This window comes from Enterobacter asburiae (assembly GCA_011754535.1).
In the GTDB taxonomy this organism is placed as follows: Bacteria; Pseudomonadota; Gammaproteobacteria; order Enterobacterales; family Enterobacteriaceae; genus Enterobacter; species Enterobacter cloacae_N.
In genome coordinates this window covers 3,874,653-3,892,118 of sequence record JAAQVN010000001.1, presented here as the reverse complement: position 1 = coordinate 3,892,118, position 17,466 = coordinate 3,874,653, and the positions used below count along the sequence as shown (strand labels likewise).

15 protein-coding genes are annotated in these 17,466 nt (G+C 56.7%); 11 read left to right on the top strand and 4 right to left on the bottom strand.

The window, feature by feature from the left end; all coding sequences use genetic code 11:
- The first annotated feature begins 7 nt into the window (after window positions 1-7).
- Window positions 8-1,306 carry a phosphopyruvate hydratase gene (gene eno / locus HBM95_18435; protein NIH44887.1) on the top strand — a complete coding sequence of 433 codons (1,299 nt, stop codon included), beginning with the start codon at window positions 8-10 and terminating at the stop codon, window positions 1,304-1,306.
- Window positions 1,307-1,359: 53 nt separating this feature from the next.
- Here the strand turns inward: eno and HBM95_18430 are convergent, their stop codons facing one another.
- A complete protein-coding gene (locus tag HBM95_18430) occupies window positions 1,360-2,469 on the bottom strand; it encodes an NAD-dependent epimerase/dehydratase family protein (protein NIH44886.1) in 1,110 nt (369 codons plus the stop codon).
- A 357-nt stretch (window positions 2,470-2,826) separates the two neighbouring features.
- Window positions 2,827-3,651, bottom strand: a complete 825-nt coding sequence (locus HBM95_18425; protein ID NIH44885.1) for a MurR/RpiR family transcriptional regulator — start codon at window positions 3,649-3,651, stop codon at window positions 2,827-2,829.
- A gap of 165 nt (window positions 3,652-3,816) precedes the next feature.
- On the opposite strand from HBM95_18425, the gene HBM95_18420 reads away from it, so the two are divergent.
- The 3 genes from HBM95_18420 to queE are packed head-to-tail and all read left to right on the top strand — an operon-like array spanning window position 3,817 to window position 6,809.
- Window positions 3,817-5,376: a PTS transporter subunit EIIC gene (locus tag HBM95_18420; GenBank protein NIH44884.1), complete on the top strand. Its 1,560-nt coding sequence runs from the start codon at window positions 3,817-3,819 to the stop codon at window positions 5,374-5,376.
- Complete coding sequence (locus tag HBM95_18415; protein ID NIH44883.1) at window positions 5,376-6,083, top strand: N-acetylmannosamine-6-phosphate 2-epimerase; 708 nt, start codon at window positions 5,376-5,378, stop codon at window positions 6,081-6,083. Before HBM95_18420 ends, HBM95_18415 begins: the two co-directional genes overlap by 1 nt.
- A 54-nt stretch (window positions 6,084-6,137) precedes the next feature.
- On the top strand, window positions 6,138-6,809 hold the full coding sequence (gene queE / locus HBM95_18410) for a 7-carboxy-7-deazaguanine synthase QueE (GenBank protein NIH44882.1): 672 nt from the start codon (window positions 6,138-6,140) through the stop codon (window positions 6,807-6,809).
- A 28-nt stretch (window positions 6,810-6,837) separates the two neighbouring features.
- On the opposite strand, the gene queD is transcribed toward queE, so the two are convergent.
- On the bottom strand, window positions 6,838-7,200 hold the full coding sequence (queD, locus tag HBM95_18405; protein ID NIH44881.1) for a 6-carboxytetrahydropterin synthase QueD: 363 nt from the start codon (window positions 7,198-7,200) through the stop codon (window positions 6,838-6,840).
- Window positions 7,201-7,506: 306 nt separating this feature from the next.
- On the opposite strand from queD, the gene cysJ reads away from it, so the two are divergent.
- Genes cysJ through cysH form a run of 3 tightly spaced genes read left to right on the top strand, consistent with a single transcriptional unit; the run spans window position 7,507 to window position 11,774 of the window.
- Window positions 7,507-9,312: an NADPH-dependent assimilatory sulfite reductase flavoprotein subunit gene (gene cysJ / locus HBM95_18400; GenBank protein NIH44880.1), complete on the top strand. Its 1,806-nt coding sequence runs from the start codon at window positions 7,507-7,509 to the stop codon at window positions 9,310-9,312.
- Window positions 9,312-11,024: an assimilatory sulfite reductase (NADPH) hemoprotein subunit gene (gene cysI / locus HBM95_18395; protein NIH44879.1), complete on the top strand. Its 1,713-nt coding sequence runs from the start codon at window positions 9,312-9,314 to the stop codon at window positions 11,022-11,024. The genes cysJ and cysI overlap by 1 nt, the downstream gene beginning before the upstream one ends.
- A gap of 15 nt (window positions 11,025-11,039) precedes the next feature.
- Window positions 11,040-11,774, top strand: coding sequence for a phosphoadenosine phosphosulfate reductase (gene cysH, locus HBM95_18390; protein ID NIH44878.1), 735 nt, complete (start codon window positions 11,040-11,042; stop codon window positions 11,772-11,774).
- A 71-nt stretch (window positions 11,775-11,845) separates the two neighbouring features.
- On the opposite strand, the gene HBM95_18385 is transcribed toward cysH, so the two are convergent.
- Window positions 11,846-12,889, bottom strand: a complete 1,044-nt coding sequence (locus HBM95_18385; protein NIH44877.1) for an aminopeptidase — start codon at window positions 12,887-12,889, stop codon at window positions 11,846-11,848.
- 246 nt (window positions 12,890-13,135) lie between these two features.
- On the opposite strand from HBM95_18385, the gene cobA reads away from it, so the two are divergent.
- The 4 genes from cobA to cysC are packed head-to-tail and all read left to right on the top strand — an operon-like array spanning window position 13,136 to window position 17,442.
- A complete protein-coding gene (gene cobA / locus HBM95_18380; protein NIH44876.1) occupies window positions 13,136-14,485 on the top strand; it encodes a uroporphyrinogen-III C-methyltransferase in 1,350 nt (449 codons plus the stop codon).
- A gap of 9 nt (window positions 14,486-14,494) precedes the next feature.
- The gene (gene cysD, locus HBM95_18375) at window positions 14,495-15,403 is read left to right on the top strand and encodes a sulfate adenylyltransferase subunit CysD (GenBank protein ID NIH44875.1); all 909 of its coding nucleotides are present in this window, start codon (window positions 14,495-14,497) and stop codon (window positions 15,401-15,403) included.
- A 9-nt stretch (window positions 15,404-15,412) separates the two neighbouring features.
- Window positions 15,413-16,837, top strand: a complete 1,425-nt coding sequence (gene cysN / locus HBM95_18370) for a sulfate adenylyltransferase subunit CysN (GenBank protein NIH44874.1) — start codon at window positions 15,413-15,415, stop codon at window positions 16,835-16,837.
- Window positions 16,837-17,442 (top strand): adenylyl-sulfate kinase, encoded by a 606-nt coding sequence (cysC, locus tag HBM95_18365; GenBank protein ID NIH44873.1) that lies wholly within the window; start codon window positions 16,837-16,839, stop codon window positions 17,440-17,442. The genes cysN and cysC overlap by 1 nt, the downstream gene beginning before the upstream one ends.
- The last annotated feature ends 24 nt before the right edge of the window (window positions 17,443-17,466 follow it).

Sequence of the window (17,466 nt, the reverse complement as noted above, 5' to 3'; positions counted from 1 at the left end):
AAATCTAATGTCCAAAATCGTTAAAGTCATCGGTCGTGAAATCATCGACTCCCGTGGTAACCCGACCGTTGAAGCCGAAGTTCATCTGGAAGGTGGTTTCGTCGGTATGGCAGCTGCTCCATCAGGTGCTTCTACAGGTTCCCGCGAAGCGCTGGAACTGCGTGATGGCGACAAATCCCGTTTCATGGGCAAAGGCGTACTGAAAGCGGTTGGCGCTGTTAACGGTCCTATTGCTCAGGCTATCGTTGGCAAAGATGCCAAAGATCAGGCTGGCATCGACAAGATCATGATCGATCTGGACGGTACTGAAAACAAATCTAACTTCGGTGCGAACGCAATCCTGGCCGTTTCCCTGGCGAACGCCAAAGCAGCAGCCGCTGCTAAAGGTATGCCACTGTTCGAGCACATCGCTGAACTGAACGGCACCCCAGGCAAATACTCTATGCCTGTACCAATGATGAACATCATCAACGGTGGTGAGCACGCAGACAACAACGTTGATATTCAGGAATTCATGATTCAGCCAGTTGGCGCGAAAACCCTGAAAGAAGCGGTTCGTATGGGTTCTGAAGTGTTCCACAACCTGGCGAAAGTTCTGAAAGCTAAAGGTATGAACACTGCTGTTGGTGACGAAGGTGGCTACGCGCCAAACCTGGGTTCTAACGCAGAAGCACTGGCTGTTATCGCTGAAGCGGTTAAAGCAGCAGGCTACGAGTTGGGCAAAGACATCACCCTGGCGATGGACTGTGCAGCATCTGAATTCTACAAAGACGGTAAATACGTTCTGGCTGGCGAAGGCAACAAAGCGTTCACCTCCGAAGAGTTCACTCACTTCCTGGAAGACCTGACCAAACAGTACCCAATCGTTTCTATCGAAGACGGTCTGGACGAGTCTGACTGGGATGGTTTCGCATACCAGACCAAAGTGCTGGGCGACAAAATCCAGCTGGTTGGTGACGATCTGTTCGTAACCAACACCAAGATCCTGAAAGAAGGCATCGAGAAAGGCATCGTTAACTCCATCCTGATCAAATTCAACCAGATCGGTTCTCTGACCGAAACGCTGGCTGCGATCAAAATGGCGAAAGACGCTGGCTACACCGCTGTTATCTCTCACCGTTCTGGCGAAACTGAAGACGCGACCATTGCTGACCTGGCTGTGGGTACCGCTGCTGGCCAGATCAAAACTGGTTCTATGAGCCGTTCTGACCGTGTTGCTAAATACAACCAGCTGATTCGTATCGAAGAAGCGCTGGGTGAAAAAGCGCCTTACAACGGTCGTAAAGAGATCAAAGGCCAGGCATAATTGCTTAAGCCTTAAAATGAAAATGCCAGTCGAATGACTGGCATTTTTTTTGGCTATTTAAAATCGACCGCCATCTGCTCCGGAATGGTTAGCCCCCGGGTGGTTTGCACGCAGCGGGCAATATAATCCGTAAACCGGGGTGGCTTTGGCATCCCCATGCTGAGCAGCTTATCGTTGCTGAAGCGCACGTTCAGCGTGGCAAAGGCACCGTATAAACGCATGGCTCTCAGCATCAGACGTTCGTTGCATGGGCCAAAAATTGTTTTCAGCTCACGGCGCATTTTGACCAGCGTTTCGTAGCTGACCTGCGCGTACTTATCGCCAACAGGCGCTTTCTCCAGTGCCTGCGCCATCGCCCGATCGATATCCGCAAAGCGAACGCTATTCTCTTCCCCGGCAGAAATGTGTACCACTTCTCCCGGACGCGCGTTGCTGTTGAGCAGCATTAACATCGCATCGGCGCAATAATCCACGGGGACAACGTCGATCCGGTCTTCCATCGAGCACATAAACTTCTGCAGCATCAGGCCCATGCTAAAGACCCAGAAGATGCTGCTCGACGGCGTGCAGCCGTGGCGGGTATGGCCGACGACGATGGACGGACGAGCGATGAGCAGCGGCAGATTCGGGCACTTCTGGCGCATCAGCTGTTCGATGGTTGACTTCGAATACGTGTATTCCACCAGGTGCTCAGCATTTTCTCTGAATTCCGCACTTTCGGCGACCAGCGAATCCTGCTCCGGCGTGCATGACATTGCGGTGCCTACGTGCAGGAAACGCTGCAGCCCTGCGACCTGCTCCATGCGGCGCGCCAGCGCAAGGGTACCTTCGACGTTTACCTTCCAGATCAGCGGGTTATTCCCAAATGACGCAACTGCCGCACAGTTAACGACATGCGTAACCTGGTCCAGTCGGGGATCGTTCAGAAAGGCTTCCGGGTGGCTGAGGTCACCAATAAGGATATTATCCACGCTCAGGGAGGCCAGCTTCTTCTCAGGAACGTTAAACTTACGCATGTTCTCCTGCACGCGCGCCAGCCCGCTCTGCGGATCGTCGGCGCGGGCAAGCAAAAGGAGTTTTACGGATTGATCGCTGGTCAGGATTTTTTCAAGTACTGCCCCGCCCAGAAAACCGGTCACGCCTGTAATCAATAACATCTTCATTAATACCGTCTCATTATGATTGATGAGGCGGATTGTAGGCGCGCAAAAGTAAACGGCATTTAAATAATAAAACGCAGGAATCGAGAGCGTCTTAAGCTTATTTTAAGGAAAGGAAATCAGGGGAAAATATTGGACAGTGCGGAGAGCGGAAAAATTCAATTTATTAATATTTATATTTCAACCATATGATTTTAAATAGATTTTATCGAGGGCGGTGGCGCGATGAGTGTAATTCAAAATGTAATAAATAAAATATTTTGTTACACCAAACGTTTATCAAATAAATGAATTGAGCCTTGCTTAAGTGAAATTGGGAAAAATAAAACGCAGGCTATTTATTAAGCCTGCGAATGGTTTTCAGAGCAGAAGAGGAAGCGTGGCGCTGGCCGTTTGCTGGCTAACGTCAGCGTAATGACCATCCAGCGCAATCATGGATGTCGTCAGCAATTCGATCAGCAGCATCACCCCAACCTTGGCATTGAGCGCACCTGCGCTAAGGGGGCCTTCTGGCTTGGCGGCCACCAGTTGCATATCGCTAAGAGACGCCAGTGGGCTGCGGGGCGTGTTGCTGAGCGCAAGAACTTTCACGCCTCGCTTGCGGGCAAGTTTCACCACGTGAAGCAAATCTCGCGTTGAACCGGAACTGGAGATCGCCACCACCAGCGTCTCTGCCGAAAGCGTTGTCGCATTCATGGCTGCGCGGTGCATATCGCTAAACAGCTGTGCAGGTTTACCCAGCCTTAATAGCTTGTAATGCAGGTACTCCCCGAGGATCGCGCTGGCCGCGACGCCATAAATCTGCACGGATTGCGCCTGGTGCAGCGCCAGTGCGGCCTTTTCAAGTAGCGAGCGGTCGAGGAGTCTCGCGGTATCCTGCAGAGCCTGAACCGACTCATCCACCACGCTGTCAATCTCATCCCCCGCCTGACGCGCGGGCTGGCCCTGCTGAATATCCAGCGCCAGCGCCATTTTAAATTCGTTATACCCCTTGCAGCCCAGCGTCCGGCAAAGACGCGTCACGCTGGCCTCGCTGGTGTGGCTCTCGCGCGCCAGCTCGGTGATGGTCAGGTAGAGCACCCGGGCAGGGTCGCTCAGGACAAACTCGCCGAGTTTTTGCTGCGTTGGGCTGTACCCGGAAGCTTCCTGGCGGAGCTTCAGCAGCAGATTTTCATGGTCCGACATGCCACGTCCTTAATGTGTTTCACTGCGACTAGTGTGGCGGAAAGCGGGGGAAAGATGCCAGTCATTTTAAAAAAGTATGATCGGCCTCCTGGTTTTTGATGATAATTTTCATTATTAAATATTAATGTGATAAAAATTTTCATCTTTTAGCGGGGGGATGAAAAAATGATGCAAATATTCAGTGGCGCTTCGTCGGGGGGATGGTTTGAAAAAGCGCAGCGCTTTGGCAAATCCTTTATGTTGCCTATCGCCGTGTTGCCCGCGGCGGGTCTGCTGCTCGGTATCGGCGGGGCGTTATCGAACCCCAATACGCTGGCGGCCTATCCATTTTTAGATGTGAGCTGGCTTCAGGCCATTTTCACCATCATGAGCAGTGCCGGTTCAATTGTGTTTGCGAACCTCTCGGTGCTGTTTGCCGTTGGGGTGGCCGTCGGTCTGGCAAAAAGCGATAAGGGCACGGCGGGGCTGGCGGCGCTACTCGCGTTTCTGGTGATGAATGCCACCATCAACGCGCTGCTGATCCTCACCGGCAAACTGGCGCACGAAAACCCCGGTGCCGTCGGGCAGGGCATGACGCTGGGCATTCAGACGCTGGAAACCGGCGTGTTTGGCGGCGTGGTGATTGGTCTCGTGACCTGCGCGCTGCACCACCGTTTTAACAAGATAGCGCTTCCGCAGTTCCTGGGCTTTTTTGGCGGCTCGCGCTTTGTCCCTATTATCAGCTCGCTGGCGGCGATACTCGTCGGTGCGCTCATGACCGTGGTCTGGCCGCACTTCCAGAAGCTGATTTTTGGTCTGGGTGGGCTGGTGGATGCCACCGGTTATCTGGGCACCCTGCTGTACGGCTTCATTTTACGCATGCTGGGCCCGTTTGGTCTGCACCACATCTTCTATCTGCCGTTCTGGACCACCGCGCTCGGCGGCAGCGAGATTGTCAACGGTCACCTGGTGGAGGGCACGCAGCGGATCTTCTTCGCCCAGCTGGCCGATCCCACGACGCGTCAGTTTTACGAAGGCACGTCACGCTTCATGTCCGGGCGCTTTATTACGATGATGTTTGGCCTGCTCGGCGCCTGTCTGGCGATGTACCACACGGCTAAACCGGAGAATAAAAAGCGCGTTGCCGGGCTGCTGCTCTCCGCAGCGTTAACCTCGTTTCTGACGGGAATAACCGAGCCCATCGAGTTCTCCTTCCTGTTTATTGCCCCGGTGCTCTACGTCATTCACGCGCTGTTTGACGGGCTGGCGTTCATGCTCGCACACATGCTGCACATCACCATCGGGCAAACCTTCTCCGGCGGTTTTATTGACTTCGTGCTGTTCGGCATCCTGCAGGGGGAGGCCAAAACCAACTGGATGTTCGTTCCGCTGGTCGGCGTGCCCTGGTTCTTCCTCTACTACTTCACTTTCCGCTATCTGATTAACCGCTTTGATTTTGCCACGCCGGGTCGGGAAAGGGAGGCGATGGCCAATGAAGTGGCCTTATCGCAGAGCGAGCGCGCCGTTGCGGTGATCGCCGGGTTAGGCGGAAAAGACAATCTCGAAGAGGTGGACTGCTGCGCCACGCGTCTTCGCGTCACGGTGAAAGACGGCAGCAAAGTGAATGACGCGGCGCTGAAAGCCACCGGCGCGCGCGGCGTCATCGTGCGCGGTAACGGCGTGCAGGTCATTTATGGCCCGCACGTCACGATTATCAAAAACGAAGTGGAAGAGATCTTATCGTAATGAAAACTGTACTGGATAACCTGAAGGGAAAACTGGTCGTCTCCTGTCAGGCGCTGGAAAATGAACCGCTGCACAGCCCGTTTATCATGTCGCGGATGGCGCTGGCGGCGGCACAGGGCGGGGCCGCCGCCATTCGCGCCAACAGCGTGGTGGATATCAAAGCCATTAAGCAGCAGGTGTCCTTACCGGTTATCGGCATCATCAAACGGGATTATTCAGATAGTGAGGTGTTCATCACCGCCACGATGAAGGAGGTGGATGAGCTGATGGCCGTCTCTCCGGAAATCATTGCGCTTGATGCGACGGCGCGGGAGCGTCCCGGTGGGGAATCCCTGGAAACGCTGGTCACGCGCATCCGCTCGCCTTATCCCTCGGTACTGCTGATGGCGGATATTTCCACGGTAGACGAGGCCGTGACGGCGCAGGCGCTTGGCTTTGACTGCGTCGGCACCACGCTTTATGGCTATACGGCGGAAACGGCGGGCCATTCGCTTCCGGAGAACGACTGCGCGTTCCTGAAGGCCGTGCTGGCTGTCGTGACGGTTCCGGTGATTGCCGAAGGCAATGTGGATACGCCTGAACGCGCGGCCAGATGCCTGGCGCTGGGTGCGCATACGGTCGTTGTCGGCGGGGCGATTACCCGTCCACAGCAAATTACCGCGCGCTTTATGGCGGCGATTAGCGCGCAAAGCACCGATGGAGCATGACCATCCGGCGGGGATCTGCGATACTTATCGTTTATCCCCTTTACTGAGATGACTATGCAGTACCCGATTAACGAGATGTTCCAGACCCTGCAAGGCGAGGGTTACTTTACCGGCGTTCCCGCTATTTTCATTCGTTTACAGGGATGCCCGGTTGGCTGTGCCTGGTGTGATACCAAACATACGTGGGATAAGCTCGCAGATCGGGAAGTGTCGCTGTTTAGCATTCTGGCGAAAACCAAAGAGAGCGATAAGTGGGGCGCGGGCAGTCCAGAGGATCTGCTGGCCATTATTGGTCGTCAGGGCTGGACGGCGCGCCACGTCGTGATCACCGGCGGTGAACCCTGCATCCACGATCTGACGCCGCTGACCGAGCTGCTCGAAAAGAACGGCTACAGCTGCCAGATCGAGACCAGCGGCACCCATGAAGTGCGCTGCTCGCACACCACCTGGGTGACGGTATCGCCAAAAGTGAATATGCGCGGCGGGTATGACGTGCTGTCTCAGGCGCTGGAGCGCGCGGATGAAATCAAGCACCCGGTAGGGCGCGTGCGTGATATCGAAGCGCTGGATGAACTGCTGGCAACGCTGACGGATGAGAAGCAGCGGGTGATTGCCCTGCAGCCGATCAGCCAGAAAGAGGATGCGACGCGCCTGTGCATTGAAACCTGCATTGCGCGCAACTGGCGCCTGTCGATGCAGACGCACAAGTACCTGAATATTGCCTAAAAAAAAGCCCGGTTTGCCGGGCTTTTTTTTACTCTCCGCGATACACGCAGCCTGCCGTGCAGGTCTCTTTGATCATCACCGCGCTCAGCAGCGGTACCAGCGGCTTCATCTGATCCCAAATCCATTTTGCCAGCACTTCGCTGGTCGGGTTTTCAAGACCCGGGATTTCATTCAGGTAGTAGTGATCCAGACGATCGTAGGTCGGCTTAAACGCGGCTTTCAGCTCGGCAAAGTCCATGATCCAACCGGTATGCGGATCAACTTCACCGGTGATCTCAAGACGCACCATGAACGAATGCCCGTGCAGGCGGCCGCATTTATGCCCTTCAGGCACATGCGGAAGGTGGTGGGCGGCTTCGAAGGTGAAATCTTTAAACAGTGTGGTGGACATGATCGCTCTCAGTAATGCGGAAAAAACCGCCGCATAGTACCGGAAAGCACAATTTTTAGCATTAACTAAAACGGCTCTGAACGACACCAGCCTCACATTCAGGGGCATTATCTGTTTTTGTTGTTGTATTTCATTAGGTTATTTAATCGTTTTTATCGTTAAGAACGATAACTAAAACAGGTTAGTCCATTTGGTTATTTATTATTTCCATCCCTTCTTTAATTGTTATTATCCACGCCGTTAACCTTATCTTCAGTTTGGATTTATTCGCTTAAAGTCCGCTTGGCTACTGGAACATAACGACGCATGACAACACAGGCCCCACCTTCAAATTTGCTTCCCCTGAACCCGGAGCAACTGGCGCGCCTTCAGGCTGCCACCTCTGATTTTTCTCCCACTCAGCTTGCCTGGGTCTCCGGTTATTTCTGGGGAATGCTCAACCAGCAGCCTGGCGCTGTGGCGGGCGCACCGGCAACGGCCGTGGAAATTCCGGCCATTACGCTGATCAGCGCCTCGCAAACGGGCAACGCACGCCGCGTGGCCGAAGCGCTGCGTGACGACCTGCTGGCCGCCAAACTGAACGTGAACCTGGTCAACGCCGGGGATTATAAATTCAAGCAAATCGCGTCAGAAAAACTGCTGGTGGTGGTGGCTTCTACGCAGGGTGAAGGTGAACCTGCTGAAGAAGCGGTGGCGCTGCATAAGTTCCTGTTCTCGAAAAAAGCGCCGAAGCTGGATGGCACTGCGTTTGCCGTATTTGGCCTGGGTGATACCTCCTATGAATTCTTCTGCCAGTCCGGTAAAGACTTCGACAGCAAGCTGGCGGAGCTGGGCGCGGAGCGCCTGCTGGATCGCGTGGATGCGGATGTCGAGTACCAGACGGCCGCCGCCGAATGGCGCGCGCGCATCGTTGAGGTGCTGAAAGCCCGCGTCCCGAAAGAGACCCCGGCGCAGGCTGCCGTAACCGCTGCGGGCACCGTCAATGAGATCCACACCAGCCCCTACACCAAAGAGGCGCCGCTGACGGCGAGCCTGTCGGTGAACCAGAAAATTACCGGTCGCGACTCGGAAAAAGACGTGCGCCATATTGAAATCGATCTTGGCGACTCCGGCCTGCGCTATCAGCCTGGCGATGCGCTGGGCGTCTGGTATCAGAACGATCCGGCGCTGGTGAAAGAGCTGGTCGAGCTGCTGTGGCTGAAGGGTGATGAGCCTGTCACCGTGGAGGGCAAAACGCTGCCGCTCTCCGAGGCGCTGCAGTGGCATTTCGAGCTGACGGTAAACACCCCGAATATCGTTGAAAATTACGCCACCTTAACGCGCAGCGAATCCTTGCTGCCGCTGGTGGGCGATAAGGCGAAGCTGCAGCATTACGCCGCGACAACGCCGATTGTCGATATGGTGCGTTTTTCTCCGGCACAGCTGGATGCCGACGCGCTGATCGGTCTGCTGCGTCCGCTGACCCCACGCCTGTACTCCATTGCCTCTTCCCAGGCGGAAGTGGAAAGCGAAGTTCACGTTACCGTCGGCGTGGTGCGCTACGACATCGAAGGCCGCGCTCGCGCGGGTGGCGCGTCAAGCTTCCTGGCCGATCGCGTGGAAGAAGAGGGCGAAGTGCGCGTCTTTATCGAGCACAACGACAACTTCCGCCTGCCGGCGAACCCTGAGACCCCGGTCATCATGATTGGACCGGGCACCGGCATTGCGCCGTTCCGCGCCTTCATGCAGCAGCGTGCTGCAGACGAAGCGCCGGGCAAAAACTGGCTGTTCTTCGGCAACCCGCACTTTACCGAAGATTTCCTCTACCAGGTTGAGTGGCAGCGCTACGTCAAAGAAGGCGTACTGACCCGCATTGACCTGGCCTGGTCCCGCGACCAGAAAGAAAAAATATACGTACAAGACAAACTGCGCGAACAGGGCGCAGAGCTGTGGCGCTGGATCAATGACGGTGCCCACATTTATGTCTGCGGCGACGCCAATCGCATGGCGAAAGACGTTGAGCAGGCACTGCTGGAAGTGATTGCCGAGTTCGGCGGTATGGATGCCGAAGCGGCGGATGAATTTTTAAGTGAGCTGCGCGTTGAGCGCCGTTATCAGCGAGATGTCTACTAATGAGCGAAAAACATCCAGGGCCACTGGTGGTCGAAGGTAAACTGACAGACGCCGAGCGCATGAAGCTGGAAAGCAACTATCTGCGCGGCACCATTGCTGAAGATCTGAATGACGGTCTCACCGGCGGCTTCAAAGGCGACAACTTCCTGTTGATCCGCTTCCACGGCATGTATCAGCAGGACGACCGCGATATCCGCGCCGAGCGCGCTGAACAGAAGCTGGAGCCTCGCCACGCCATGCTGCTACGCTGCCGCCTGCCGGGCGGGGTGATCACCACCAAACAGTGGCAGGCGATCGACAAGTTTGCCGGTGAAAATACAATTTATGGCAGCATCCGCCTGACCAACCGTCAGACCTTCCAGTTCCACGGCATTCTGAAGAAGAACGTCAAGCCGGTTCACCAGATGCTCCACTCCGTCGGGCTGGACGCGCTGGCGACCGCCAACGACATGAACCGTAACGTGCTCTGCACCTCGAACCCGTACGAGTCCGAGCTGCACGCCGAAGCGTATGAGTGGGCGAAGAAGATCTCCGAGCACCTCCTGCCGCGCACCCGCGCCTACGCGGAGATCTGGCTCGATCAGGAGAAAGTCGCCACCACCGACGAAGAACCGATCCTCGGTCAGACCTACCTGCCGCGTAAGTTTAAAACTACCGTGGTGATCCCGCCGCAGAACGATATCGATCTGCACGCCAACGACATGAACTTCGTGGCGATTGCCGAAAACGGCAAGCTGATTGGCTTTAACCTGCTGGTGGGCGGCGGCCTGTCTATTGAGCACGGTAACAAGAAAACCTACGCCCGCACCGCAAGCGAGTTCGGTTTCCTGCCGCTGGAGCACACGCTGGCCGTGGCAGAAGCGGTGGTGACCACCCAGCGCGACTGGGGCAACCGTACCGATCGTAAAAACGCGAAAACCAAATACACCCTGGAGCGCGTGGGCGTGGAGACGTTCAAAGAGGAAGTGGAGCGTCGCGCGGGGATAAAATTTGAGCCGATCCGCCCTTACGAATTCACCGGTCGCGGCGATCGCATCGGCTGGGTGAAAGGGATCGACAATAAATGGCACCTGACGCTGTTTATTGAAAACGGTCGTATTCTGGATTATCCGGGCCGTCCGCTGAAAACCGGTCTGCTGGAAATTGCGAAGATCCACAAAGGCGAGTTCCGCATTACCGCTAACCAGAACCTGATCGTTGCCGGCGTGCCGGAGAGCCAGAAGGCGAAGATCGAGAAGCTGGCGCGCGATCACGGGTTGATGGATGCGGTCAAACCGCAGCGTGAAAACTCGATGGCCTGCGTGTCGTTCCCGACCTGCCCGCTGGCGATGGCCGAAGCGGAACGTTTCCTGCCGTCATTCACCGATAAAGTGGAAGCGATTCTGGAAAAACACGGTATTCCGGACGAGCATATTGTTATGCGCGTGACGGGCTGCCCGAACGGCTGCGGTCGAGCGATGCTGGCCGAACTGGGGCTGGTAGGCAAAGCGCCGGGTCGCTATAACCTGCACCTGGGCGGTAACCGTATCGGCACGCGCATTCCGCGCATGTTCCGCGAGAACATCACCGAGACGGAAATTCTTGATTCCATCGACGAGCTTGTCGGGCGCTGGGCGAAAGAGCGCGAAGCGGGTGAAGGCTTCGGCGACTTTACGGTGCGTGCGGGCATCATTCGCCCGGTGCTCGATCCCGCAAGGGATTTCTGGGAGTAACCACGAGAGGTAATTATGTCCGTACTCGATCTAAATGCCCTGAATGAACTGCCAAAAGTCGAACGCATTCTTCAGCTTTCAGAAACTAACGCCCACCTTGAAACGCTGGATGCCGAAGGGCGCGTGGCGTGGGCGCTGGAAAACCTGCCGGGAGACTATGTACTCTCGTCGAGCTTTGGTATTCAGGCGGCAGTCAGCCTGCATCTGGTGAATCAGATCCGTCCGGACATTCCGGTGATCCTCACCGATACCGGCTACCTGTTCCCGGAAACCTATCAGTTTATTGACGAGCTGACGGACAAGCTCAGGCTGAACCTCAAAGTCTACCGCGCAACGGAAAGCGCGGCCTGGCAGGAGGCGCGCTACGGCAAGCTGTGGGAGCAGGGCGTTGAGGGCATTGAAAAATACAATGAGATCAACAAAGTTGAGCCGATGAACCGGGCGCTGAAAGAGCTAAACGCGCAGACCTGGTTTGCCGGCCTGCGCCGCGAGCAGTCGGGAAGCCGCGCCACGCTACCGGTGCTGGCGGTTCAGCGCGGCGTGTTTAAAGTGCTGCCGATTATCGACTGGGATAACCGGACGGTCTATCAGTATCTGCAAAAACACGGGCTGAAATACCATCCGCTGTGGGACCAGGGCTACCTGTCGGTGGGCGACACCCACACCACGCGCAAATGGGAACCGGGAATGGCGGAAGAAGAGACGCGATTCTTTGGGCTGAAGCGCGAGTGCGGGCTACACGAAGGGTAATCCTTTATCCTCCCTCTCCCGGTGGGAGAGGGGTGGGGTGAGGGCATCAGGCCGCGCTATACTTAAAAACCTCAGGCTTTCCCCGCTTTCGCCAGCTCCTTCACCAGCGGCAGCATCACCTTCACCACGTCGCGGCTGCGGTGTTCAATCCGCTGCGGCAGGGCACTGTCTATGTGCTGCTGGTTATCCAGCTGCACATTATGCCAGCTGGTCCCGTCCGGGAACGCTTTCGATTTAGCGCGCTGCTGATAGCCATCTTTTTTGCCCAGCGCCCAGTTCGTCGCCTCGACGTACAGCACCGGAATGCCTGCCTTATCAAACACTTCTCCGTCATTACAACAGCCAGTGCCTTTTGGATAATCCGGGTTACCGCCTGGGTTTGTCGCGGCATAGACGCCATGCGTACGGGCAAGCGCCAGCGCGCGGTCGCGGGTGAGTTTACGCACGCTGCTCGGCGTGCTCTGTCCGCTATTAAAATAGAGCTTATCGCCCACGATCAGGTTATCGAGGTTAATCACCAGCAGCGTATTTTTCTTCTCCTCGGCGCTCATCCGTTTAAGGAGATTCTCAGCGCCGAGTTTCCCTTCTTCTTCGCCGCTGGTCGCCACAAAGCGAATACCGTATTTCGTCGGAATATTCTTAAGGCGTTCAGCCAGTTCAAGCATCACGCCGAGACCCGCTGCGTTGTCGTCCATACCCTGCAGCGTCAGTCCCCCAAGGTTATTATCAATATCGGCGTCGCTCATTGGCGCGTAGGTATCCAGGTGAGCCATGATAATGATCTGCTCAGCCGCCTTTCCTTCGTGCGCTGCAATCACCGTACTGCCGGTCACGTTATGCCAGTTCTGCGTTTTATTGCGTGAGGTATAGATGTAGCGGCTGTGAAACGAGCGAATATCACTCTGGTAGCCCATCTGTGCAAACTGCTGGCGAATATAGTCGGCGGAGAGCATCTCCGCGGGTGAACCGGTCATGCGGCCAGGGAAAACCGTCGCAATATGCCGCGCCTGCATAGTGGCGATTTCACCATAAGGTTGATTTTTTGCCTGAGCCGGAAGGATAAAGCAAACGCCGAGCGCCAGGGCAGCAATACGGTGGCGCGTTGCGGAAAACATAGTGAGTCCTTAAAAACAGAGCAAAATAATAACGTGCATAGTATGAAACTGTGATCGTCCATACACAATTTGAATTGCTCTTAAATGCCCGAAATGTCGCGAGTTAAGCACTTTTTGGTATTTGCTTTTTCACGTCGTTATTCCATTGAGTAACTACTCATTCCAATTCGTAATTTCATTCGATCTAAGCCGCCCCCTATAGTCCCTCTATTCCTCGTTGTTAGTGAGTTGTTGCCTGTGGACTATCTGCCCCTTTTTGCCGCCTTAAAAGACCGACCGGTACTGGTTGTCGGCACGGGTGAAATTGCCGATCGCAAAATCGCGTTTCTGCAGCGTGCAGGGGCACAGGTGCGTGTCGTTGAAGAGGCGGATTTCGACGAGTCACAACTCGACAGCGTGGTGCTGGTGATTGCGGCAACTGAAAATCGGGAACTGAACCGGCGTGTCTCTGAAGCCGCCCAGGTCCGTCACCGTCTGGTGAACGTGGTGGACGACCAGCCTTTATGCTCGTTTATCTTCCCGTCGATCGTTGACCGTTCGCCGCTGCTGGTGGCGATCTCCTCCGGCGGCACCGCGCCGGTGCTGGCGCGCGTGCTGCGGGAAAAAATCGAAGCGCTGCTGCCGACCAGCCTCGGGCGCATGGCGGAAAAAGCCAGCTTCTGGCGTGACCACCTGAAAAACCGCCTGACCAGCGTGACGGAACGCCGTCGCTTCTGGGAGCGCGTGTTTCGCGGCCGCTTTGCCAGCCTGATGCATGCCGGTAATGAAACGGCGGCGCAGAAAATCCTCGAAGACGAACTGGATAACCCCGGCAACACGAGCGGGGAGATCATTCTTGTGGGGGCAGGGCCGGGCGATGCCGGGCTGCTGACGCTGCGTGGCCTGCAGGTTTTGCAGGACGCGGACGTGGTGTTCTACGACCATCTGGTCACCGACGGCGTGCGCGAGTTGATCCGTCGCGACGCGGAGCAAATCTGCGTCGGCAAACGGGCTGGCGAGCACTCGGTGCCACAGCACGACACCAACCAGATGCTGGTTGATGCCGCCAAAGCGGGTAAAACCGTGGTGCGCCTGAAAGGGGGCGATCCGTTTATTTTCGGTCGCGGCGGTGAAGAGCTGCAGGCGGCAGCCGAGGCGGGCGTACCGTTCCAGGTGGTGCCCGGCATCACGGCGGCCTCTGCGGTGACGGCCTACGCCGGTATTCCGCTGACCCATCGCGATTACGCCCAGAGCGTGACCTTTGTAACCGGCCACTACAAGGCCGACAGCACGCCGTTCGACTGGTCGCATCTCGCCCAGAGCCGCCAGACGCTGGCGATCTACATGGGCACGATGAAGGCGGCAGACATCAGTGAACAGCTTATTCAGCACGGTCGCGAGGCGACGACGCCCGTTGCCGTCATTTCTCGCGGCACGCGCGTCGATCAGCACGTTGCGACGGGCACGCTGGAACATCTTGCAACCCTGGCGAAAGACGCCCCGATGCCCGCCCTGATTGTGGTGGGGGAAGTGGTGCAGCTGCACAGCACGCTCGCCTGGTTTCAGAACACAACCGATGCAGAAGGCTTTGGTTCTTCTGTCGTAAATTTGGCTTAAGGAACGGTTATGGACCAAAAACGTCTTACACACCTGCGGCAGCTTGAAGCGGAGAGTATCCATATTATCCGCGAAGTGGCCGCCGAGTTTTCTAACCCGGTGATGATGTACTCCATCGGTAAAGATTCCAGCGTCATGCTGCATCTGGCGCGTAAAGCGTTTTATCCAGGTACGCTGCCGTTCCCGCTGCTGCACGTGGATACCGGCTGGAAATTCCGCGAAATGTACGAGTTCCGCGACCGTACCGCGAAAGCCTACGGCTGCGAGCTTCTGGTGCATAAAAACCCGGAAGGGGTGGCGATGGGCATTAACCCGTTCGTGCACGGTAGCGCCAAGCATACCGATATCATGAAAACCGAAGGGCTGAAGCAGGCGTTGAACAAATACGGTTTCGACGCGGCTTTCGGCGGCGCGCGCCGTGATGAAGAGAAATCCCGCGCCAAAGAGCGTATCTACTCCTTCCGCGATCGCTTCCACCGCTGGGACCCGAAAAACCAGCGCCCGGAGCTGTGGCACAACTACAACGGCCAGATCAACAAGGGCGAAAGCATTCGCGTCTTCCCGCTCTCCAACTGGACCGAGCTGGATATCTGGCAGTACATCTATCTGGAAAATATTGAGATCGTGCCACTTTATCTGGCCGCCGAGCGCCCGGTGCTGGAGCGCGACGGCATGCTGATGATGATCGACGACGATCGCATCGACCTGCAGCCGGGTGAAGTGATCAAAAAACAGATGGTGCGTTTCCGTACCCTCGGCTGCTGGCCGCTGACCGGCGCGGTGGAATCCAACGCGCAGACGCTGCCGGAGATCATCGAAGAGATGCTGGTGTCCACCACCAGCGAGCGACAGGGGCGCGTGATTGACCGCGACCAGGCCGGCTCCATGGAGCTGAAGAAACGTCAGGGTTATTTCTAAGGAGCCGCCATGAACACCACTATTGCTCAACAAATTGCCAACGAAGGCGGCGTGGAAGCGTATCTGCACGCGCAACAGCACAAAAGCCTGCTGCGTTTTCTGACCTGCGGCAGCGTGGATGACGGGAAAAGTACCCTGATTGGCCGCCTGCTGCACGATACGCGCCAGATTTATGAAGATCAGCTCTCTTCCCTCCATAACGACAGCAAGCGTCACGGTACTCAGGGCGAAAAACTCGACCTGGCGCTGCTGGTGGACGGCCTGCAGGCGGAGCGCGAGCAGGGCATCACCATTGACGTGGCCTACCGCTACTTCTCGACCGAAAAGCGCAAATTTATTATTGCCGACACGCCAGGGCACGAGCAGTACACCCGTAACATGGCGACCGGCGCCTCTACCTGCGATCTGGCGATCCTGCTGATGGACGCGCGTAAAGGCGTGCTGGATCAGACCCGCCGCCACAGCTTTATCTCGACGCTGCTGGGGATCAAACACCTGGTGGTGGCGGTCAACAAGATGGATCTGGTGAACTTCAGCGAAGAGAAATTCGAAGAGATCCGCCAGAGCTACCTGACCTTTGCCGAACAGCTGCCGGGCAACCTGGATATTCGCTTTGTGCCGCTTTCGGCGCTGGAAGGCGATAACGTCGCCTCACAGAGCGCGAACATGCCGTGGTACAGCGGCCCGACGCTGCTGGAAGTGCTGGAGACCGTTGAGATCCAGCGCGTGGTCGACACCCAGCCGATGCGCTTCCCGGTGCAGTACGTTAACCGTCCTAACCTCGATTTCCGCGGCTTCTCCGGCACTATCGCCTCCGGCGCCGTGAAGGTGGGGCAGCGCGTCAAGGTGCTGCCATCCGGCGTGGAGTCGGCAATCGCTCGCATCGTGACGTTCGACGGTGACCTGCAGGAAGCCGGGGCAGGGGAAGCGGTCACGCTGGTGCTGAAAGACGAAATTGACATCAGCCGCGGCGACCTGCTGGTCGACGCGCAGGAGACGTTGGCGGCGGTGCAGGGCGCGTCCGTGGACGTGGTGTGGATGGCCGAACAGCCGCTGACAGCAGGCCAGAGCTACGACATCAAAATTGCGGGCAAGAAAACCCGCGCCCGCGTGGACGGCATTCAGTTCCAGGTGGACATCAACAACCTGACCCACCGTGACGTGAGCGAGCTGCCGCTGAACGGTATTGGCCTGGTGGATCTCACCTTCGACGAGCCGCTGGTGCTGGATCCGTATCAGCAGAACCCGGTAACCGGCGGGCTGATCTTTATCGACCGTCTGACGAACGTTACCGTCGGCGCGGGGATGGTGCGTGAGCCAAACGAGCAGGCGACCGCGGCCTCGGAATTCAGCGCCTTCGAACTGGAACTTAACGCGCTGGTACGTAAGCACTTCCCGCACTGGGGCGCCCGTGATCTGCTGGGAGGTAAGTAATGGCCGCCCATGATGAGAACGTCGTCTGGCATCCTCATCCGGTCACCGTCGCCCAGCGCGAACAGCTCCACGGCCACCGTGGGGTTGTGCTGTGGTTTACCGGGTTGTCCGGCTCCGGTAAATCCACGGTAGCGGGCGCGCTGGAAGAGGCGCTGCATCAGCAGGGAGTGAGTACCTACCTGCTGGATGGCGACAACGTGCGTCACGGCCTGTGCAGCGATTTGGGGTTCAGCGACGACGACCGTAAAGAGAACATTCGCCGGGTGGGGGAGGTTGCCAGCCTGATGGCGGACGCCGGGCTGGTGGTGCTGACGGCGTTTATCTCACCGCACCGCGCCGAACGCCAGATGGTGCGCGAGCGCGTGGGCCAGGATCGCTTTATTGAAGTGTTTGTCGATACGCCGCTGGAGATCTGTGAAGCGCGCGATCCGAAAGGGCTGTATAAAAAAGCGCGTGCCGGCGAGCTGCGAAACTTCACCGGAATTGACTCGGTTTACGAAGCGCCTGAATCGCCTGAGATTCATCTGAAGGGTCAACAATTGGTAACAAATTTAGTAAGCCAATTATTAGACCTGCTCAGACGGGACGATATTATCAGATCCTGAGGCGGTATCGTTCGGGAGCTGTCT